The organism is Gorillibacterium sp. CAU 1737, assembly GCF_039888655.1.
Lineage (GTDB): Bacteria > Bacillota > Bacilli > Paenibacillales > NBRC-103111 > Gorillibacterium.
This window is the reverse complement of record NZ_JBDQQO010000003.1, coordinates 477,828-498,384: the sequence shown is the minus strand read 5'-3', so window position 1 is coordinate 498,384 and position 20,557 is coordinate 477,828. Positions and strand designations below refer to the sequence as shown.

Annotated in this window: 21 protein-coding genes; 3 read left to right on the top strand and 18 right to left on the bottom strand. The window is 56.8% G+C overall.

Annotation, left to right across the window (positions count from 1 at the left end; translation table 11 throughout):
• Window positions 1-8 precede the first annotated feature (8 nt).
• From gluQRS to AAFN83_RS09565, 18 genes are all read right to left on the bottom strand, one after another.
• On the bottom strand, window positions 9-989 hold the full coding sequence (gene gluQRS / locus AAFN83_RS09650; RefSeq protein ID WP_347768777.1) for a tRNA glutamyl-Q(34) synthetase GluQRS: 981 nt from the start codon (window positions 987-989) through the stop codon (window positions 9-11).
• A gap of 191 nt (window positions 990-1,180) precedes the next feature.
• On the bottom strand, window positions 1,181-2,623 hold the full coding sequence (locus AAFN83_RS09645; protein WP_347768776.1) for an anti-sigma factor domain-containing protein: 1,443 nt from the start codon (window positions 2,621-2,623) through the stop codon (window positions 1,181-1,183).
• Window positions 2,620-3,411, bottom strand: a complete 792-nt coding sequence (sigI, locus tag AAFN83_RS09640) for an RNA polymerase sigma factor SigI (RefSeq protein ID WP_347768775.1) — start codon at window positions 3,409-3,411, stop codon at window positions 2,620-2,622. Before sigI ends, AAFN83_RS09645 begins: the two co-directional genes overlap by 4 nt.
• Window positions 3,412-3,638: 227 nt before the next feature.
• Window positions 3,639-4,058 carry a hypothetical protein gene (locus AAFN83_RS09635; RefSeq protein ID WP_347768774.1) on the bottom strand — a complete coding sequence of 140 codons (420 nt, stop codon included), beginning with the start codon at window positions 4,056-4,058 and terminating at the stop codon, window positions 3,639-3,641.
• Between the two features lie 125 nt (window positions 4,059-4,183).
• Window positions 4,184-4,588: a glycine cleavage system protein H gene (locus tag AAFN83_RS09630; protein WP_347768773.1), complete on the bottom strand. Its 405-nt coding sequence runs from the start codon at window positions 4,586-4,588 to the stop codon at window positions 4,184-4,186.
• 162 nt (window positions 4,589-4,750) lie between these two features.
• Window positions 4,751-5,827, bottom strand: coding sequence for a 3-isopropylmalate dehydrogenase (leuB, locus tag AAFN83_RS09625; protein ID WP_347768772.1), 1,077 nt, complete (start codon window positions 5,825-5,827; stop codon window positions 4,751-4,753).
• A 197-nt stretch (window positions 5,828-6,024) separates the two neighbouring features.
• Window positions 6,025-7,575 (bottom strand): 2-isopropylmalate synthase, encoded by a 1,551-nt coding sequence (locus tag AAFN83_RS09620; protein ID WP_347768771.1) that lies wholly within the window; start codon window positions 7,573-7,575, stop codon window positions 6,025-6,027.
• Between the two features lie 40 nt (window positions 7,576-7,615).
• On the bottom strand, window positions 7,616-8,608 hold the full coding sequence (gene ilvC / locus AAFN83_RS09615; protein ID WP_347768770.1) for a ketol-acid reductoisomerase: 993 nt from the start codon (window positions 8,606-8,608) through the stop codon (window positions 7,616-7,618).
• Between the two features lie 116 nt (window positions 8,609-8,724).
• The gene (ilvN, locus tag AAFN83_RS09610; RefSeq protein ID WP_347768812.1) at window positions 8,725-9,210 is read right to left on the bottom strand and encodes an acetolactate synthase small subunit; all 486 of its coding nucleotides are present in this window, start codon (window positions 9,208-9,210) and stop codon (window positions 8,725-8,727) included.
• Entirely contained in the window at window positions 9,210-10,955 is a 1,746-nt protein-coding gene (ilvB, locus tag AAFN83_RS09605) for a biosynthetic-type acetolactate synthase large subunit (RefSeq protein WP_347768769.1), read from the bottom strand. The genes ilvN and ilvB overlap by 1 nt, the downstream gene beginning before the upstream one ends.
• A 562-nt stretch (window positions 10,956-11,517) precedes the next feature.
• The gene (locus tag AAFN83_RS09600; protein WP_347768768.1) at window positions 11,518-12,546 is read right to left on the bottom strand and encodes an NAD(P)/FAD-dependent oxidoreductase; all 1,029 of its coding nucleotides are present in this window, start codon (window positions 12,544-12,546) and stop codon (window positions 11,518-11,520) included.
• A gap of 176 nt (window positions 12,547-12,722) precedes the next feature.
• Window positions 12,723-13,082, bottom strand: coding sequence for a 50S ribosomal protein L20 (rplT, locus tag AAFN83_RS09595; RefSeq protein WP_347768767.1), 360 nt, complete (start codon window positions 13,080-13,082; stop codon window positions 12,723-12,725).
• A gap of 35 nt (window positions 13,083-13,117) precedes the next feature.
• On the bottom strand, window positions 13,118-13,318 hold the full coding sequence (rpmI, locus tag AAFN83_RS09590; RefSeq protein WP_347768766.1) for a 50S ribosomal protein L35: 201 nt from the start codon (window positions 13,316-13,318) through the stop codon (window positions 13,118-13,120).
• 47 nt (window positions 13,319-13,365) lie between these two features.
• Window positions 13,366-13,857 (bottom strand): translation initiation factor IF-3, encoded by a 492-nt coding sequence (infC, locus tag AAFN83_RS09585; RefSeq protein WP_347768811.1) that lies wholly within the window; start codon window positions 13,855-13,857, stop codon window positions 13,366-13,368.
• 265 nt (window positions 13,858-14,122) lie between these two features.
• Window positions 14,123-15,355, bottom strand: a complete 1,233-nt coding sequence (locus tag AAFN83_RS09580) for a glycosyltransferase family 2 protein (RefSeq protein WP_347768765.1) — start codon at window positions 15,353-15,355, stop codon at window positions 14,123-14,125.
• Between the two features lie 452 nt (window positions 15,356-15,807).
• A complete protein-coding gene (trmB, locus tag AAFN83_RS09575) occupies window positions 15,808-16,554 on the bottom strand; it encodes a tRNA (guanosine(46)-N7)-methyltransferase TrmB (RefSeq protein ID WP_347768764.1) in 747 nt (248 codons plus the stop codon).
• Window positions 16,555-16,690: 136 nt separating this feature from the next.
• Complete coding sequence (locus tag AAFN83_RS09570) at window positions 16,691-16,864, bottom strand: hypothetical protein (protein WP_347768763.1); 174 nt, start codon at window positions 16,862-16,864, stop codon at window positions 16,691-16,693.
• Window positions 16,865-17,137: 273 nt separating this feature from the next.
• Window positions 17,138-17,743 (bottom strand): WGxxGxxG family protein, encoded by a 606-nt coding sequence (locus AAFN83_RS09565; protein ID WP_347768762.1) that lies wholly within the window; start codon window positions 17,741-17,743, stop codon window positions 17,138-17,140.
• Between the two features lie 162 nt (window positions 17,744-17,905).
• On the opposite strand from AAFN83_RS09565, the gene mnmL reads away from it, so the two are divergent.
• From mnmL to AAFN83_RS09550, 3 genes are all read left to right on the top strand, one after another.
• Window positions 17,906-18,859 (top strand): tRNA modification radical SAM protein MnmL/YtqA, encoded by a 954-nt coding sequence (gene mnmL / locus AAFN83_RS09560; protein ID WP_347768761.1) that lies wholly within the window; start codon window positions 17,906-17,908, stop codon window positions 18,857-18,859.
• An 8-nt stretch (window positions 18,860-18,867) separates the two neighbouring features.
• The gene (gene mnmM / locus AAFN83_RS09555; RefSeq protein ID WP_347768760.1) at window positions 18,868-19,440 is read left to right on the top strand and encodes a tRNA 5-(aminomethyl)-2-thiouridylate-methyltransferase MnmM; all 573 of its coding nucleotides are present in this window, start codon (window positions 18,868-18,870) and stop codon (window positions 19,438-19,440) included.
• A 74-nt stretch (window positions 19,441-19,514) separates the two neighbouring features.
• Complete coding sequence (locus AAFN83_RS09550) at window positions 19,515-20,477, top strand: type I phosphomannose isomerase catalytic subunit (RefSeq protein ID WP_347768759.1); 963 nt, start codon at window positions 19,515-19,517, stop codon at window positions 20,475-20,477.
• Window positions 20,478-20,557: the final 80 nt, after the last annotated feature.

Below are 20,557 nucleotides of genomic sequence, written 5' to 3'. Positions count from 1 at the left end.
AAAAAGGGCTATTGCCCAGACAATCGGCGAAGCAGATACTCTTCCAACTGAACAGGCTCCTTCGGAATCTTCTCCATCTGGAACCCTTCGATCAGATCGGATGCACGGACGGGCTCCGGCCGATCCATCAATCCGCTCCAAAAGGCAAGGCAGCCAACCACTTCCTCCGGCTTTGTTCCTCCTTGCCTCATCGAGGAGATGCCCACCGCGCCATGGCGCTTGGACAGCCGAGAGCCGTCCGGTCCGTACAGCAGCGGCACATGGGCGTAGGCCGGCGATGTCTCGCCCAGTGCTTCAAACAAGCCGAGCTGCCAGGGGGTCGAATCCAGGAGATCCATCCCCCGCAGCACGTCCGTGATCTTCATGGCGGCGTCATCGACGACGACCGCCAGCTGATAGGCGATGATGCCGTCCGCCCGGCGGACGACGAAATCGCCTCCGGCACCCGGGCCGAAATGTTCGAGGCCGAGCAAGCCGTCCTCGATCCAGCGCTCCCGGTCCGGGACGCGAAAGCGAAGCGAAGGAGCTTTCACCGCCTCCTTCGCTCTCCGCTCTTCTAAGGTCAACCCGCGGCAGGTGCCGGGGTAGACCGGCCCCTCCGAGCCGAGGCCATGCGGAGCGCTGGCGATTCCCGCCAGATCAGCTCGGCTGCAGTAGCACGGGTAAAGCCAGCTACCCGCTTCAAGCCGGTCCAATGCAGCCTGATAGAGCTCGTCCCGCTCGCTCTGTACGTAAGGGCCGTAGGCGCCGCCCTCTTCCGGTCCCTCGTCAAACGCGAGGCCAAGCCATTCGAGATCGCAGACGATCTCTTCCGCCCATTCCGCGCGGGACCGCGGCTTGTCGATGTCCTCGATGCGCAGCAGAATTTCACCGCCCGCGGCTCTCATCTGCAGCCAGGCAAGGAGAGCGGTGCGCGCATTGCCCAGATGCAGGCTGCCCGACGGGGTCGGAGCAAAGCGCCCTCTCCGCCGGGAAGTCGATTCCCCCATCTTCTTCTCCCGCTTTCTTCACATGCTTTGCATTCTTCCCCTTACTATACAAGGAGCGGCCTGCCGCGAGCAAGCAAAGAGACGGACGAAAGGCGCAACGAGCGCTTTCCGTCCGTCTCTTTGAACAAGCAGTGAGATCACCCGCGACCCTATCGATTGCGAGTGGGATAGTTGATCCGTGTTTTATCCGGTTAGGGAATTCCCAACCACGAACCGTCGCCGTTGCCCTGTCCGTCACCTGATCCCTTGCCAGGATCGGGGCTGGTCCCGGGGGTTGCGGTGTTTCCACCATTCCCGTCTTCGTTGCCATTGTTGCCATTTCCATTCCCGTTATTTCCATTGCCGTTTCCGTTGTTGTTGCCGTTGTCCTTGTCTTTCTCTTTATCCTTATCTTTGTCTTTATCTTTGTCCTTATCTTTGTCCTTATCTTTGTCCTTATCCTTGTCTTTCTCGTCATCGCGGTCTTTTCCGTTGCCTTGCCCTTTATCATCCTTGTCCTTCTGGCCATTGTTCCCGTTCCCGTTGTTCCCTTGGGAATCGGTTGAACTGCCTGGACGATTGCTGGTGCTCGGTTGAACGTTTCCGTTCGACTTCCCGCGGTTGTCATTTCCCCGGTTGCCGTTATTCGTATTCCCCGTCTCTTTGCCGGGGGTCGCATTCGTCACCGACTTCACCACCGGGCGGGTCGTCTCGAAGCCGTTGCCTGTCTTTGTCGGATCGATCGCCTCCGAGGTAGGCGTGGCTTCCGGCTGGGCGTTCTGCTGAGAGCCCTTCAGCTTGCGATCAAGCTCGCCGCTCTTCTCCTCGCGAAGAAGCGACTGGAGATTTTCCTTCGTCAGCTTCTCCTTGTTCACCCATTCGGCAATGCCTCCTGCCGATTCTGCCAGCTTTCGCAAGGACTGCGAGCGAAGCTCATCCAGCGTTACGGAGTATCCATTCCCCTTTGCCCCCAGGTAGGCGGCGTATTTCCCTGCAGACAGGTTAGCCTTTTTCGCTTCGTCCCGAACATCCGACGTCGTAGGGATCACCGTCACCGCATACTGCTCGGCTTGCTCGGCGTGATTTTTTTCGATATAGGTTTTGACGGCGGTCTCCAGCTCTTCCGTTAGGCGCGTGTCCACCAAACGGCTGTCCTTCACCGTCGTTGCTGTGATCATGATATCCGCTTCACCCGTCGAAAGGTAGTCTTTTTCCGACTTGGCGAGAAGCTGTTGAACGACCTCATCCAAAGAAGCCTTGTCGTAGGTGATGCCTGCGATCAAGGCCTGCCCGTCCTCATTAAGCGCGCTTAGGGATCTCACCTTTTCCATTTTGTCGACCCCGATCTCTACGCTCGGGTTGATGTCAAGGGAGACATAAGCCACTACACTCCGGCCGGAAAACCAGGTAGAGGGACTCGGAATCTCCGAAAAGCCGCCGAACAGGAACACACAGATGAGGATCGCAGCTGCCAGCGAGGACAGCATGGAAAGAGGAGTCAAACGGTCGCCATGGCGAACCTCCGAAGAAGAGAACGAGATCTCTTCCCCGACCCGGCACGTCCGCTTCTTTCGGGCGATCTCCCGAAACTGGCCGTCACCGGTCATGATGATCAGGGTGTTTGCCTTCTTTTCCATCACGATTCCTTTGTTCATGAAGACACGCTCATTTCTGTGGAATTTCCCGTCTGGAGATAGTCACGGAGGAACGGGTAAGGCCCGTTATGGATCAAGGCGATCGCAATGATGTACTTGCGATTGCGCTCAATGGTCTTGCGGGAGAGACCGGCGCGCGAGGTGAGCTCGGCAACCGGAAGAAGCTTGCGGCTGATGAGGTAGCGCATCAGGTCTGCATCACCGGCCAATTGATGGCCCACCTTCATGAGAAGCTGACGGGAATCCGCGTGCTTGGGCGAAGCTTTCACCAAGTCGGCGAACGCGATATCAAACTCCTGAAGGACGCGGTTGAAGTCAAGAATTTCGCTTTGGCGTTCCTCCGCCTTCTGTGACGACTCGTGCGCCTCCACGGCCTGCTTGATCTCCAAGGGCTGGAGACTTCCTCCCTCCTCATCGGTTTCGAAGGAGCTGAAGGGCAAGCTGTGGGCATGGCGTTCTTCCTTGCGGAAGTAGTCGATCAGACGGCGGCGAATGACCGTTTCGGCAAAGCCGAGGAACGAACGGCCGGCGTCTCGCGAGTAGCCGTCGATCGCCTCGTTAAAAGCGGACAAGGCTACACTAAACTCATCATCCCGGGCGGGATCGATGTACCTTTTGCATATCCCGCTTGCTATTTTGGCCACATAGGGCTGGTAATCGGTCACGAATGAATTCCGCAGCTCCGCGCGGCCGTCCTGGATCGAGATGACGATCTCTTCCGGCTCTTGCGGCTCATGAGAATCCGGTGCAAGCTCCGCAGAGCTTTTTCCTAAAAATCGTTTGAACATGGCGAGTATCACGACTCCACCTCACATATAAGTTTCGCAGGGTTCCGTGTTCTTGCGGGGGTACGGAACACAGGTCAAATGCTCCAATTTGGACTTTCTTTCGACATTATACCACAACCTGCCTGGAGCGCATGGGCCCCCTTCACCCGCCTACTCAATGAAACGAACAAAAAGCCGCCTTTGTTTCACCAAAGGTCGGCTTTTATGAAATGTTTCCCATGGTTTCGTTATCCGGAGATCCGCCTCTCTGCGAGGGTCTCCCTTTGCGCGCTGAGCGAAGCAAGCCGCTCCTTCAACTGCTTCTCCCATTCCGAGTCTTCGAATTCTTTGGCCACCAGAAGGAGATCGAGCGCCATGTCAATTTGCCGATCAACCAAGTCCATGGGATCATCCTTTGGCTGGTTGATGCAATTCTCATAGAGCTCCCCCATCTTGTTGGCTTGCAAATAATCCTGAAAATTGATTTCGGCCCTGCCGTCTACCGCAACGTACTCCGCCAAAATTTGATATTCCTTCTGAATCCGGTAATGCACCTCCGATCGATGACAGACCGGACAATAGAGAATCGGTACATGGACCAGACGCGTCCGAAGGTGCTGCAAGGTCCCGACGGTCCCAATCATGGCGGCTCCGCAGCAAAAGCTCATGACAACTCCCCTCCTTGTGGATGATGAATCCTTCTATTGATAACTTATCCAATTCAGGAGACTTTGAAAAAGGAAGGAAGTGCTTTTTTGTCATTCGGATTCCTTATGGAGTAGGTGAACTCTGTTCAGGCTTCCGCTCCGTCGCCCTCTAGCGGATCCGGGAATCGGCTCTTGTAGGTACCCTCGTCTGACAGCTCGGCCAGCTCCTCCGAAGCGCTCAATTCTACCTGCAGCACCCAAGCTTCATAGGGCTCCAGATTGATCACCGCCGGATTGTCCGATACCTTCGGGTTCACCGCAAGCACAAGCCCGCTTACCGGAGATTCCAGCTCGCTCACTGATTTCACGGACTCGACGCTCCCGAAGGGTTCCCCTTTCGTCAAGCGTTCCCCTGGGCGAGGCAGGTCCGCGAAGACGATCATGCCAAGCTCATGCTGCAAGTAATCGGTAAGGCCCAGCTTCGCTCGATTGCCCTCTGGTTCAAGCCATAGGTGTCCCTCGCTGTACAGCCGTTTTGTATGGGTCATCATGCATTCTCTCCTAGACGGTTTCTAAAAATCGTAGCATTGGCAAAATGGGAAGTCAATCTTATCACTCTTGCAAAAAGCCTCCTCTGCCAGCTTTGGCAGGGGAGGCTTCTAGGTACATTGGCTTTTGGCTTTCGCCCGCTGCACAGGATCTGCGCTTGCGGATTAGCGAATCGCGGCCACGATGAGATCGCCCATCGCCGAGGTGTTGAGCGCCGTGCTCTTGTCGACGGCGATGTCGCTCGTGCGGTAGCCCGCGTCCAGCACTTCGCTCACCGCGCGCTCGATGGCTTCGGCTGCTTCATGGTAGCCGAAGGTCAGCCGGTACATGAGGGCGACAGACAAAATGGTCGCCACCGGATTGGCCACACCGAGCCCGGCGATGTCCGGTGCGGAGCCGTGCACTGGCTCGTACAAGCCGAAGGCCCCTTCCCCGAGCGAAGCCGAGGATAGCATGCCGATCGACCCGGTCAGCATAGCGGCTTCATCGCTCAGAATGTCGCCGAACATGTTCTCGGTGACGATGACGTCGAAGCTCGCCGGGCGGCGAAGCAGCTGCATCGCGCAGTTGTCGACGAGTACGTGCTCCAGCTCCACGTCCGGATAATCGGCGGACACGCGGATGACGGTTTCCCGCCAGAGGCGGGACGTCTCCAACACGTTCGCCTTGTCCACGGAGGCGAGCTTCTTGCGCCGGGTGCGGGCGATCTCAAACGCCTGGCGAGCGATCCGCTCCACCTCCTGCACGTTGTAGGTGCTCGTGTCCACGGCTTCCTCTCCGCCCGCACTGTCGCGGCGGAATTTCTCTCCGAAGTAGATGCCGCCCGTCAGCTCGCGGACGACGATGAGGTCGGTGCCTTCGAGCACCTCCGGCTTGAGCGTCGAAGCCTCCTTCAAGCAGTCAAACACGAGTGCGGGGCGAATGTTCGAGAACAGGCCGAGCGCCTTGCGAATGCCGAGCAAGCCCGTTTCGGGACGCAGCTCCTTCGGATTCGAATCCCATTTCGGGCCGCCCACGGCGCCGAGCAGCACAGCATCGGCCTTCTGACACATGGCGAGCGTATCTTCTGGAAGAGGGGTTCCCTTCTCATCTATGGCGATTCCGCCGAACAAGCCATATTCAAAATCAAAGCGGAGCCCGTAAGCCTCCTCTGTCTTGCGCATCACTTTAATCGCCTCTGCGACCACCTCGGGTCCGATGCCGTCCCCTTCGATCACCGCAATCTTCTTCACGTCCGTCACGTCTATTCCACCCTTCGGTTTCGGTTCAGTTCGAGCTAGTCTTCCTCCATTTTTGCACAGGAGTCCGCGTTTTGACTAAGCCAGATTTTCTATTACCTCAATAGATAGAATCGATGATTTGCCGCACAAAAAAATCCCGCCCGGAAAAGGCTGCTTTCGCTTTTCCCGGACGGGTTCCGGTGTTCGTCTTACGAGTCTTACGAAAGCGTGACGCCGTCCCGCCGTCCTTCCGCAAGCGATCGCTTGCGGTCAAGCAGACGATTGACAGAGTCGACATAGGCGCGGGCGCTCGCTTCGAGAATGTCGGTGCTTACGCCGCGACCGCGGGAGGAGACCCCGTCCTGCGCCAGCACCACATGGACCTCGCCCAGAGCATCCTTGCCGTGGGTGACGGACTGGATCGAATAGTCTTCGAGTTCGACCGTAACCTGAGTCGCCTTGTCGATCGCCTTGTAGATAGCGTCGACCGAGCCGTTGCCGGCGGCGGCTTCCTCCAGCACCTGACCGTCAGCCGTATGAATCCGCACGGTAGCGGTCGGAACGGATTTGTTGCCGTAGGTCACCTGGATCGTCTCCAGCACGAACGCTTCCGGTACAGTCGTCAGCTTCTCTTCGATCAAGGCGCGGATATCTTCATCGGTGATGTCTTTCTTCTTGTCGGCCAGCTCCTTGAACTTACCGAATGCTTCGGTCACACGCTCTTCTTCGAGAGAATAGCCCAGATCGATCAGCTTCTCACGGAAGGCATGGCGGCCCGACAGCTTGCCGAGCACGAGCTTGCTTTCGCGCAGGCCGATCGTCTGCGGCGAAATGATCTCGTAGGTCGTCTTCTCCTTCAGCACGCCGTCCTGGTGAATACCCGACTCGTGCGAGAAGGCGTTCGCCCCCACAATGGCCTTGTTGCTCGGCACCGGCATGCCGGTGAGGCGGCTGACAAGGCGGCTCGTGCGGGCGATCTCGGTAAGCACGAGGCCGGTCTTCGCCTGGAAGTAGTCCTGGCGCGTCTCGAGCGCCAGCGCGATCTCTTCCAGCGCGGTATTGCCCGCCCGCTCGCCGATGCCGTTGAACGTCCCTTCCACCTGGTCGGCTCCGTTCAACACGGCAGCGAGCGAGTTGGCCGTCGCCATGCCGAGGTCATCGTGGCAGTGGCAGCTGAGCTGGATCTTCTCGATGCCCGGCACCTGCTCCTTCACCGTCTTGAAGATGTTCCCGTATTCCGAAGGGTTCAGGTACCCCACGGTATCCGGGATGTTCACGACAGAGACACCCTCACGGACGGCCATCGCCACGACCTCGCAGAGGAAATCGAGCTCGGTTCGTCCGCCGTCCTCCGGCGAGAACTCAATCTTGTCGAAGTACTTGCGAGCGTACCGAATCGCAGCTTCCGCCGTCTCCAGCACCTGATGCTTCTCCATGCGCAGCTTGTGCTGGCGATGGATGGGCGAGGTGGCCAGGAACAGGTGAAGCCTGGGCTCCGCCGCATCCTTGAGCGCCTTCACCGCGGCATCAATGTCCTGCTCCCGACAGCGGGAGAGGGCGGTGACGGATGCATTTCGCACCGCCCGAGCGACCTCCGCAACCCCTGCCACTTCTCCCGGAGAGGAAGCGGGGAAGCCCGCTTCAATCCGGTCCACGCCGAGTTTCTCAAGTTGAAGGGCGATCTCCACCTTTTCCTGGGTATTGAGATGGACGCCCGGTGTTTGCTCCCCGTCGCGAAGAGTCGTGTCAAACAGGTATATTTTCCTCATCCCATTCACCTCCTGTACATGGATAGCTTCTATAAGACCTTTACTTCTTGATCCAGTGCATCATTTCGCGCAGACGGCCGCCGACAACTTCGATCGGGTGCTCGGCTTCATTGCGGCGGGTAGCCGTCAGGAACGCGCGGCCCGATTGGTTCTCGAGGATGAAGTCACGAGCGAACTTACCTTGCTGAATGTCCGACAGCACGCGCTTCATCTCTTTCTTCGTCTCATCAGTCACGAGGCGCGGGCCGGTGACATAGTCACCGTATTCGGCCGTGTTGCTGATCGAATCGCGCATGGTGGCAAGACCGCCTTCGTAGATGAGGTCGACGATCAGCTTCAGCTCATGCAAGCATTCGAAGTAAGCCATCTCCGGTGCGTACCCTGCTTCGGTCAGCGTTTCGAAGCCCGCCTTGATCAAGGCGCTCACGCCGCCGCACAGAACGGCTTGCTCGCCGAACAGGTCGGTCTCGGTTTCTTCCTTGAAGCTCGTTTCGATAACGCCGGCGCGGGTACAACCGATCCCCTTTGCATAGGCGAGGCCGATCGCTTGCGCATTCCCCGTCGCATCCTGATGGATGGCGATAAGGCCGGGAACCCCAAAGCCTTCGACATACGTGCGACGAACGAGGTGGCCCGGCGATTTCGGAGCAACCAGAAGGACGTCTACACCTTCCGGGGCTACGATTTGGCCGAAGTGGACGTTGAAGCCGTGGGAGAACAGAAGGGCATTGCCCGAAACGAGGTTTGCTTCGATCTCTTCTTTATATACCTTCGCCTGGGTTTCGTCCGGCATGAGAATTTGTACGACATCGGCGAGCTTGGAAGCTTCCGCTACGGTGTAGACATCGAAGCCGTCATTCTTAGCCTTGTCGAACGATTTGCCCGGACGAAGTCCGATGATGACCTTGATGCCGCTGTCCCGCAGGTTTTGTGCTTGGGCGTGTCCTTGGCTGCCATAGCCGATGACCGCAACGGTTTTGCCTTTCAGTGCGCCGTTATCGGCGTCTTGCTCGTAGTACATGTTCACTGCCATGATCGATTGCCTCCTTTGGGTTGTACCCTTCCAATCAGGGAAGCTGAACGGGCGAGGCCCCATTCACCCGCTCAGCTTCCCCGTGGAAGGGGAAACGCTTTTTCCAATTTCGCTTGCTATTTCAGGCTTCGGGTCATCGCCGTGACCCCGGTGCGGGACAGCTCCCGAATGCCGTATGTCCGAAGCAGATCGACGATGGCATCCACCTTATCGGAGCTGCCTACGGCTTGAACGATCAAGGTGGTTGCCCCGATGTCGATGACCGACGCACGGAAGGTTTCCACGACGCCGAGAATTTCCGGTCTCAGGGAGGGCTCCGCATTCACTTTGATGAGAGCAACCTCCCGTTCGACATTGGGATTCTCGCTCAGGTCGACGACCTTGATGACATCGATCAGCTTGTAGAGCTGCTTCTCGATCTGCTCTGCGGTTGAGTCATCTCCGCTCGTGACGATAATCATTCGGGAGAGGCCTGCTTCCTCCGACGCTCCTACGGTGATGCTGTCGATGTTAAAGCCGCGCCTTCCGAACAACCCCGACACCCGCTGCAGCACCCCAGGCTGGTTATTGACGAGCACGGAGATCGTGTGTCTCGATTCCATCATTCCTCATCCCCCATCAGCATCTGATCAATGGTGTTGCCCTGGGTGACCATCGGGAACACGTTCTCTCCTTTGTGGACCTGGAAGTCGATCAGCACCGGTCCCGGTGTATCCAACGCTTCCTGCCATACCTGGCGAGCATCCTCTTTGGTGGTGGCGCGCAGCCCCTTCACCCCGTAAGCCTCTGCCAGCTTCACAAAGTCCGGGCTTCCCGCCAGGTCGATGTAGCTGTAGCGTTGGTTATAGATAATCTCTTGCCATTGGCGAACCATGCCGAGCACCTGGTTGTTGATGATGACGATCTTGAGCGGGAGATTATGAATGGCGCATACCGCAAGCTCCTGCGAGCACATCTGAATGCCGCCGTCTCCGTTGATGGAAACCACCAGCTTGTCGGGATTGCCCATCTGGGCGCCGATCGCCGCCGGGAAGCCAAAGCCCATCGTTCCGAGTCCGCCCGAGGTAACAATGGACCGCGGGTGCTGGAACTTGTAGTATTGCGCAACCCACATCTGATGCTGACCGACGTCCGTGGTGATGATCGCTTCGCCCTTCGTGGTGTCGTTGATCAGCTCAATGACGAATTGCGGCTTCAGCGTTTCCTCGGAATCCTTGTAGCGAAGCGGGTAGGCAGCCTTCATCTCCTGAATTTGCTTCACCCAGGCTTCATCCGGTGCGGTACTCGCCTTCTGATTAGCGTAGGCGAGCACGTTCTTGATGTGGCCCACCACCGGAATGTCCGCCTTGACGTTCTTGCCAATCTCGGCCGGGTCGATGTCAATGTGAACGATCTTCTTCACCTTCGGGGCAAACCCCTCCAGCTTCATCGTCACCCGGTCATCGAAGCGAGCTCCGATGCAGAGGAGCAGATCCGCATTTTGAATCGCCATGTTGGCGGTGTATGTGCCGTGCATCCCCGGCATCCCCATCCACAGCTCGTGGGCACTCGGGAAGCCGCCCAGACCAAGCAGTGTGGTAGTGATCGGAATGTTCGTCTTCTCAACGAATTCCAGAAGCTCTGCCGACGCATCCGCACTCACAACGCCGCCGCCAGCCAGAATGACCGGCCGTTCCGCTTCACGGATTGCCTTGATCATCTTGTCGACCTGCAGCTTATTCGGATCCGTCGTCGGGTTGTACCCTCGAATGCTTACATCCGTCACCGGGCGGAATTCGGTCAAAGCTGCTGAAACATCCTTGGGGATGTCGACCAGTACCGGCCCTTTGCGCCCGGTTGAGGCAAGGTGGAACGCTTCATGGATCACCCGCGGCAGCTCTTCGACCGTGCGGACCAGGTAGCTGTGCTTGGTAATCGGCATCGTGATGCCGGTAATGTCCGCTTCCTGGAAGGCGTCGGTTCCGATGAGCCCGCTGGCCACGTTTCCCGTGATGACGACGAGCGGCACCGAATCCATATAAGCCGTGGCAATCCCGGTTACCAGGTTCGTCGCTCCCGGGCCCGAGGTCGCGATACAGACGCCGACGTTGCCCGTCGTTCTCGCGTAGCCGTCTGCCGCATGAATGGCTCCCTGCTCGTGGCGGGTGAGCAGATGATGGAAGTCCGAATTGCCGTGCATGGCATCGTAGATGTAGAGGACCGCGCCGCCCGGATAGCCGAACACGCACTCGACGCCTTCCAGCAAAAGACTGCGGAGCAGAATCTCGGACCCGGAGACGACCTCCGGTTTCATCAGCTTGACCTTCAATTCTTCCTTCAACACCTTGGCCGGACTTGGAGTACTCATCCTAACCCCCCCCTAATCTTGGTTGTTATGCAGGCTGCCAACATCAAAAAACCCCTTTCGTCCCTGAACCGTTCGGTTCAATCGGGACGAAAGGGGTTAGCTTCCGTGGTACCACCCAGCTTTGCCTAACGCCTCGCAGCGTCAAGCCTTCATCGGTGCAGCCGTTCAAGCGGCACACCGCGGCACGTAACGGGTGCCGATCCGATTTTCCCTATTCGGCTGCCGAATGAAACGAACGGCGCTTTTCAGGAAAACAGCTCCGAGGTGAGCTCGCGGTCAAAGGAATAGTGGCGTCGGTTTCAGCAAATCCGTCGCTCTCTGGTACACCAGGGCCTTTGGCGCTTCGTCCTCTTCATAGCTGATCTTTCATGTGAGGTTTTGATTAAGGCTTATTATAGGCAGGCCCTATTCAATAGTCAATACCGCAATCGTTTAAATCACTAAAGAAATTTGCCCAAATTTTCAGACATAGGTGGAAAAGGCCTAGAGCCGCGCGGGGTTGGCTGCAAAAGGGCCGCGATATCACCATTTTCTTTCGCAATGATAAATCGCACAATAACCGCTAAACGCCCAATGCTTTGTTCTTCTCCTTGAAGCGATCGTTGTGGGAAGAAACATAGGCCACCTTCGGCGCTTCCGGATCCAGGTGAAGCTTCGCGCTGTTAACTGCGAGGACAGCGTCAGTAAACGTCCCGGCGATGAGCCTTACCTTGCTGGGATGATCGACAAAGTCTCCTGCAGCGAAGATCCCGGGAAGGTTCGTCTCTAGCTTGTCCGTAACATGGGCACACCATTCATCCATATGGAGTCCCCACTCTCGAAGCGGGCCAAAATCAGCCTTCAATCCGTGATTGACGATGACGGCATCGACTTCGATCCGTTCGGTTTCCCCGGTTTCGACGTGGGCGATCATCACTTCATCCACCACTTCTCCGTCTCGGCTATGTAGCTGGTTGACCGCATAAGGCACTCTCACTTGAACCGAGGAAGCCTTCATCCGGGCGATGTTCTTCTCATGGCCGCCAAATTTCTCCCGGCGGTGGACAATGGTCACACTCGCAGCAATCGGCTCCAGCTCATTGGCCCAATCCACTGCGGAATCTCCGCCGCCGGAGATGAGAACCCTTTTGCCGCGGAAGGGCTCCAGCTCTTGAACGGTGTAGTGAAGGTTCGTGACCTCGTACCGGTCGGCCCCCTCAATCTCCAGCTTGGCTGTCTTCAGGATGCCGTAGCCTACCGTGAGCACGACCGTCCTCGTCCAATGCTGTTCTCCTGTGTCCGAGGTTAACCGGAATGTTCCATCCTCCAACCGCTCAAACTGGACAATCTGCTGACCGAGGACGATCGCCGGATCGAAGGTCATCGCTTGCTGCTTGAGCCGCTCGATCAGATCCCGGCCAAGGGTGGGCGTGACACCTCCGACATCCCAGATCATCTTCTCCGGATAGATCAGCATCCGTCCGCCCAGTTCTTCCTTGGCCTCGATCAGCTTGGTCTTCATATCCCTCATCCCGCTATAGAAGGCGGCGTACATGCCGGCGGGGCCTCCGCCTATGATGGTAACATCGTACAGCTCCCGTTGTTCGCTCATGGCTTCCTCCAATTGATATTGATAATCATTATCATATAACTATTGTAAGGGAGCCCCCTTCATTTGGCAATGGCGAATCCGGCCCGCAACAAAAAACATCCGACTCTGCCCTCGTGAACGTGTTGGGAAACACGCTCTACCAGGTACAGGTCGGATGTTCGAAGCGCAAGCTACGCTTACGCGTTCAGTTTGCCTTTTGCGGTGTTGGCAAGGTCAGCGAATGCCTTGCTGTCGGAGATCGCCAGCTCAGCCAGGATCTTGCGGTTTACGTTCACGCCGGCCAGCTTCAGACCGTACATGAACTTGCTGTAGCTCAGGCCGTTTTGGCGAGCGCCCGCGTTGATGCGGGTTACCCACAGGCGACGGAAGTCGCGCTTTTTGCGGCGACGGTCACGGTATGCGTACAGACCGGACTTCATCACTTGTTGGTTAGCGGTTTTAAACAGGCGGTGCTTGGAGCCGAAATAGCCCTTTGCCAGCTTCAGTACTTTTTTATGACGACGGCGGGTTACGAAACCGCCCTTAACTCTTGCCATGGAATTCTACCTCCTGAGTTTTCGAAGAATCGATATTATTTAACGTACACGAGAATGCTCTTGATGCGTTTCACATCTCCGGAGGAGACAAGGGTTCCCTTGCGCAGTTTGCGCTTACGGGAGGGCGATTTGCTTTCGAGGATGTGGCGTTTGAAAGCTTTGTTTCTCTTCAGCTTGCCGCTACCGGTTTTGGTAAAGCGCTTGGCAGCAGCGCGGTTCGTTTTCATTTTCGGCATTGACTTTATCCTCCTAGGACTGATTATGTGAAAAGGTCGGGCCGGCCTTATTTCGGCGACAGGATCATGATCATGCTGCGGCCTTCCAGCTTCGGCCTGCGTTCAACGACGCAGATGTCCTTGGCTTCTTCCGCTACCCTCTCAAGCACCTTTTGTCCGATCGAAGCGTGAGTGATCTCACGGCCACGAAAGCGCACCGAACATTTGACCTTATCCTGTTCGTTTAAGAACTTCAAAACATTGCGCAGCTTCGTTTGAAAATCGTGCTCATCGATCGTCGCGCTGAAGCGAACTTCCTTCAGCTCCACAACCTTCTGGTTCTTGCGGGCTTCCTTTTCCTTCTTCTGCTGCTCGTAGCGGAATTTCCCATAGTCCATAATCCGGCATACCGGGGGCTTGGCTTGGGGTGCTACGTTTACCAGATCGAGGTTGGCATCGACAGCCATTTGAAGGGCTTCGCGATACGGCACGATGCCGAGCTGTTCCCCTTCGCCACCGATGAGCCGCACTTCCTTGGCACGAATTTCTTCGTTAATCATATGGTCCTTACTGATAGCTTTCCACCTCCACATTATGGTTGGTCGCCTATCCTGCAAAACAAATAAGGAGATGCAGGCAGAAAAGGCCCACATCTCCATAGCTCGCAACAGCATCGTGGATGAACCAGCCGGCCGTTGCCGGGCAGGTGAGAAGCGGGCGCTTCTTCTTCGTCAAACACACCCAAGTATCATAGCATGCTGTTTTTCTGTTGTCAACAGGGAGCGGTCATTATCTTTGCCTTCGCTCAACACAACCTCACTGGATTTAACTAGCTTGCTTCTGCATCTCGTCGATGCGGATAACCCGCGTGTGCTGGGTGTGGCTCCATTGCTTGTTCGTCTGCGTGAAGAACGCGTAGAACGTGAGCGGGTACCAGGACAACAGGTAAATCGGGAACGTGATGAGCGACTTGATGATTTTCTTCGGCGCCCGTTCCAGGAACAGGGCGATCGGGAACTGGATGACGCTGAGCAGCGACAAGGTCAACAGCAACCAAGGTGCCTGAGCGTAGATCGACGTCAGGTGCGGCTGTCCGGGAAGAAGCATGTCCATGTACAGGATAACGGTCACCAGGCCGGTGATGAAGACGTTGTACACGTTGAGCGCATAGAGCGACATGTCAATCTTCGTCCAGTTCCGTTCCTTGATGCCTTGCCAAAGCAAGGGGAAGAAATAGCGTCTCGCCACTTCGAAGTGCCCCTGCATCCAGCGCAGGCGTTGCTTCCACGACGCCTTGAAGGACAGCGGCTTCTCGTCGAACACCTTCGCCTCGTAAGAGAACTTCGGGTAGATGCCCTTCTTGACGCAGCGCATCGTAAACTCCAGGTCCTCGACCAAGCTTGTTGCGCCCCAGCCGATTTCCTGCAGGAGCTTCGATTCGAAGCACATGCCAGTCCCGCCCAAGTAGTTGGCGAGGCCCAGATTCGTCCGGGACATTTGCCACAGGCGATTGCAGAACCAATAAGAAACGGCGTAAGCCGAGGTGATCCAGGAATCATGCGGGTTCTTCGTGTCCAGGTAAGCTTGAATGACGCGGGAGCCCGAGCAGAGATCGTTGTTCATGTGCAGCAGGTAATCCGGACTTGCCAGGTTATCGGCGTCGAACATGACAACCGCGTCATATTGCCGCGGCATCTTCCACAGCTCGCGGAGCATCCACTCGATCGCATAGCCTTTCCCTCGGCGGGAAGGATCATGGCGTTCGCAAGCATGGACACCGTAGCTGCGCGCGATGGCGGCGGTGCGGTCTGTACAGTTGTCGGCAATGACAAATACATCGTACAGCTCTTTCGGATAGTTCAGATGGCGCAGGTTTTCGAGCAGTGCCCCGACGACCTTCTCTTCGTTGTGGGCGGCGACCAGGATGGCAAACGATTTTTGCGGCGCGTACGTTTCTCGCTTGGGCGCGCGAGAAAGTCCGAAGAACGCAATGATGGTCTGGTACCCTCCGATCAGCACGAACACCACTTGTAAAACAACAAGTACCGTGTCCAGCATTGTGTTTCCCCCTTTTCAAATACCTCGTGTGTATTTGATTTTTCTCTCTTTTTTCTGTGTAGGTTCTTCTCTTTATCTCTATAAAGCGTTTTGGATAAACGCTGCCCGACTCTGATTTTCGCTTGATTGGCCGGCTTTGTCAAAACTCCGTTATCCGGCAGAAGTGAAGACACGCGGAGCAAACGGGACGCTGCTGTATCCACAGGGCCGCAATTCGCCCCACAACCGCACAAAACGGACCGATTTTGCCTCTTTTACGCTCTTGCCCAAATTGGGACGACCGCCCTCCCTCCTTGCTGACGGGGATGGTTCCCCCACGATTTACCCGCTCGCGCTTCAGGTGAATCATCAGCTTTTAGTCTGTCAAATTAGAGAACGTTTCAAACCTCGTAAAGTTCCATTTCGTCGGGAAAATGGGAAATCCGGACTAGATGTCCGGATTTCGCTCGTGGCTATTGCTCTTCTTGTTCGTTTAAGTCGTCTTCCTCATCCGGTTCTTGGTCCTCTGCCCGCAGCAATTGCTCTTTGTGCGAGCGCAGTGCATCCGGGCCGATCAGAACCTCACAGCGGTGAATCGGCATCCCTTGTTCCACAAATTTCTTTTCATATTCGGTCATCACCAGATCTTCTCGAATGCCGTCCCCATGCAGGTTCAGAGAAATGTTGCGCATCCGAAGCTCAAGATCTGCGAAGGTATTGAGTGAATATTCGAAGAGCAGGCGGGAATCCGTCTTCAGATGGATTTCTCCGCGCTCGTTCAGGAAGTCCTCATACTGCTTCAGAAACCCGGGAGCCGTCAGGCGTCTTCTCGCATGGCGCTTCTTCGGCCAGGGATCGCTGAAATTGAGGTAAACGCGCTCCACCTCGCCCGGAGCAAATACTTCCGATATATGTGAAATGTCGAAGAGTGCGAGCGCCAGATTCCAGTTGGTCGATTCGTCATGCAAAAGGCGTGCCTTGTCGGCAGCCCGGCGCAGCAGCTCGTCATAGCGGTCAATGCCGATGAAGTTCACTTCAGGGTTGCGGCGGCTCATCTCGCTGATGAAGATTCCCTTGCCCATGCCCAGTTCGACATGGATCGGGCGATCATTGCCGAAATGCTCCCTCCATTTTCCCTTGAGCTGCCGAGGGTCCAGCACGATCAGGTCGTTTTGCCGCTCCAGCTCTTCTCGAATCCCTTTTCTACCACGAAGTCGCATCCGTTCTTTCCTCCAAAATTGGCCTAGTTATCTTCCAAAGAATAAGCGATCATGCGCAAAATTGCAAAAGGGAAAAACCAAACAAAAAGTCCCTGCCGCAAGGTGCAGGGACTTCAATAAGCAATGGACAAACGGATCATTTCGTCTCCAGAAGGGTTTTGTCGAGCGAGTCGAGCACCCTCTTGCGGGCATCGGTTCGGAGCTTAGGGTCATCGTTGAAACGGTACCCTCCAAGCGCCATCGCTTCCTTGACCGTGAGCTCCACGGTGACCTTCTTTTCCTTCTGAGGAATCGCAACTTGAACGGACATGCAGGTTCACTCCTTCCATATAAGTGGAATCCGTTTGCGGCGGGCGGCGTGAAAGAACATGCGACGAGTAACGGCCGGAAACCCTTGTTTACCTCATCAGATCCTCCGGCATCTTGCAAGAAAGCGGTTGCTCCCTCTCCTCTGTAATATAACATAACGTGTAAGATCATTCAAGTCAAAACGCCTGTTTTTCCTAGATATTTGGAAAAAAGAACGAGCCGTCATCCTTACCCGGAACGGTGTTCCGACTAAGAAAAACGGCCCTTGCTACCTTTAAATCCGGTCGCGGGAACGATCGTCCACTCGACGTTCGTTGCGGTTGCGAAGACCTGCAAGACCAAACAACCCCAAGAGACCAAGCCAACCCCAGTTGTCATTGTTGTTGTTGACGGCACGGGCACGGTAGGTGTTCGTGCGGACACCGGTTCCGTAATTGTTCACGTTCGTATTCGCATTTGTACCCGCGTTGTTATAGGCTCTGTACGGAGTACCGCGGTAGGCCGCTTGCGGAACAGCCGATTGGTAGGTGGAATAATTTTGACGGTTGTACGTGTTGTAGTTCCCGTTCACCCCGCCATAATTATTCATCAGGTTCGTCGGCGTCGGGCTGTTGTAGGCTTGGCCATGATTGCTGTACCCGTTGCTCGCTCCGTACGGAGGAACATTCGTCGTACCGATGGTGCCAAACCCTGTCCCGGTCATGCCGGCCCCGTTCCCCGTGTATACTGATTCGTTGCGGAGGATGCGGGACCCATCGTTCGTCACTTCCCGTGCCTTATGCTGCAGCGATGGAGTCGTCGTTCCTTCGGCGAAGGCGGCGCCGGCCCCCAAGACCGCTGCAAGCATAAGGGCAATGAGTGCCAATCCGAGCTTTTTCAATGGATAACCCCTTTCCAACGTGTAGTGAGTTGCAAAGGTAGTATGAGCGGATGCGCGGCCGCTTATCCGATTCCTCAAAGGATTTCAGGCGCGTAGGGTTCGCAATTTCGAGGGTTTTCCGCTAAAATGAGGGAAGTTATGCATCAACCCGAGGAGGAACCCATGCCCACAGCTTCGACAACACCGCTACTATGGAGCGGCAAACGGTTCCACACCTGGAATCATGAAATGCGCGAAACCTTCGGGACGAAGGTATTCAAGGTGATGCTGGATGCCGGCTTTACCTGCCCGAACCGGGACGGCCGCATCTCCATCGGCGGCTGCACCTTCTGCAGTGCCAGGGGATCAGGCGATTTCGCAGGGCGCCGCCGCGACGATCTCGTCACCCAATTCAATACCGTCCGCGACCGGCAGCATCAGAAGTGGCCGGAAGCTCGCTATATCGGCTACTTCCAGGCCTATACCAACACGTACGCCCCCGTCGATGTGCTCCGCGATTATTTTGAAGCGATCGTGGATCTTCCCGGGGTTGTCGGCCTGTCCATTGCGACCCGTCCCGACTGCCTCCCTGACGATGTCGTGGAATATCTGGCCGAGCTGAACGAACGGACGTACCTTTGGGTCGAGATGGGGCTGCAAACGATTCATGAGTCCACCTCGACCCTCATCAATCGGGCGCATGATACCGAATGCTACCGAGAGGGCCTCGCCAAGCTGCGAAAGCACGGCATTCGCACCTGCGCCCATATCATCTACGGCTTGCCCGGCGAGGATCGCGACATGATGCTCGCCACCGGCCGCGCCGTAGCCGATATGGATGTGCAAGGCATCAAAATCCATCTGCTTCATCTCATGCGCAAGACGCCGATGGTGAAGCAGTATGAAGCCGGCTTGCTTCGTTTCCTGGAGAAGGACGAGTATGTCGGCCTCATCGCGGACACGCTGGAATTTCTTCCACCCGAGATGATCGTGCACCGGCTGACCGGAGATGCCCCCCGCGACCTGCTCATCGGCCCGATGTGGAGCCTCAAGAAGTGGGAGGTTCTGAACGCCATCGACGACGAGCTTGCACGCCGCGACACTTGGCAAGGCAAAGCCTATTTAGGGAAAGGCTGATCGTCATTATGGGATTCGTATCGGTCCTCACGTTCGCCCAGCGGCTCGTCGCCGAGAGGCTCCAGCCGGGTGAGCCCGCTATCGACGGCACCGCAGGCGGAGGCGTCGACACGCTCTTCCTCGCCCGAGCCAGCGGTCCGCGCGGTACGGTGTACGCTTTCGACGTTCAAGAAGAAGCGCTCGCGCGCACGAAAGAACGTCTTCGCGGACAGCCGGACCTGGCGAGAGTCGAGCTGCTGGCCCGCTCGCATCATGAGATGGAGGAGGCGGTGGATGCCTCCCACCATGGCAAAGTAGCCGCGGTGATGTTCAACCTCGGCTACCTGCCGGGAGCGGACAGCGGCATCATCACGCTGCCGGAGACGACGCTGCCGGCGCTCGACGCCGCGTGTCGGCTTCTGCGACCCGGCGGCATCCTGACGGCCGTGCTGTACCCCGGACACGCCGGCGGCGATGTGGAAGCCTCCGCCGTCGAGCAATGGGCGGGCTCGCTGAACGGAGCCGAGCTGGAAGCGGTGACCTACCGCTTCCTGAACCGGCAAGGCCCAGCCCCGTATCTCATTGCGGTCGGGAAGCGCTGAAGCATAGATTCCTTACTGAAGTGGGATTTAACCAAAGCAGAATGATCTTTTACTCGAAGAAAGGCGGAACCAACATGAAACCGTATCCCTTGAAGTTTCAACCCGAAATGAAGGAAAGAGTATGGGGCGGCCGCGCCCTCGAACAATTCGGCTTCGACCTGCCGGAAGGAAGAATCGGCGAAGCCTGGACCATTGGCGACCACGCCAACGGAACCACCCGCGTTGTCGGTGGCGAGCTGGACGGCCTGGGGCTGAATGAGGTGCGCGAGCAACACGGCGCCGAGTTCTTTGGCAGCAAGGGCTACTCCCAGGACGCCCGCTTCCCGCTGCTCATCAAGCTGCTGGACTGCCAGGACGATCTGTCGGTGCAGGTACACCCGAACGATCATTATGAAAAGCTGCCCGCAGGCGAGCTCGGCAAGACCGAGATGTGGTACGTACTGAGCGCCAAGCCGGGAGCCAAGATCATCTACGGCCTTAAGGACGGCGTGGGCCGCGAGGAACTGGCGAAGGCCATCGACGAAGGCCGCATCATGGACAGCCTGCAAGAAGTTTCGGTAGAAGCCGGCGATTCCTTCTACATCCCGGCCGGAACGGTCCATGCGCTCTGCGCTGGCGTGCTGGTGGCGGAAATTCAACAAAACTCCGACACAACCTACCGCCTGTACGATTACAACCGCCCGGGCCTCGACGGCAAGCCTCGCGAGCTGCATGTGGAGGATTCCTTGAACGTCATCGCCTACGAAGGCTCGGGTGCTACCCGCCTCAAGACGAACAACGCCGAGCCGAACGCTTGGCTGGAGCTGGCCCACTCGCCGTACTTCATCACCGAGAAGGGCGTTGTGGCGAAGCCGTGGTCGCTCTCCACGTCGCCGGACACCTTCACGATTCTCGTCATTTGCGACGGCAGCGGTAAGCTCTCCTGGGAAGACGGCGAAGCCGAGCTCGCTCCCGGCGAATGCTACCTGCTCCCCGCTTCCCTCGGCTCCTATACGCTGGACGGCAAGATGACCGTACTGCGCAGCTACCTGCCGTAAGCTGGATTTTACTTGAATTCAAGAAGCCCGACAGAAGAGGAAGTTCTCTTCTGTCGGGCTTTCCTATTTACTTCAAAAAG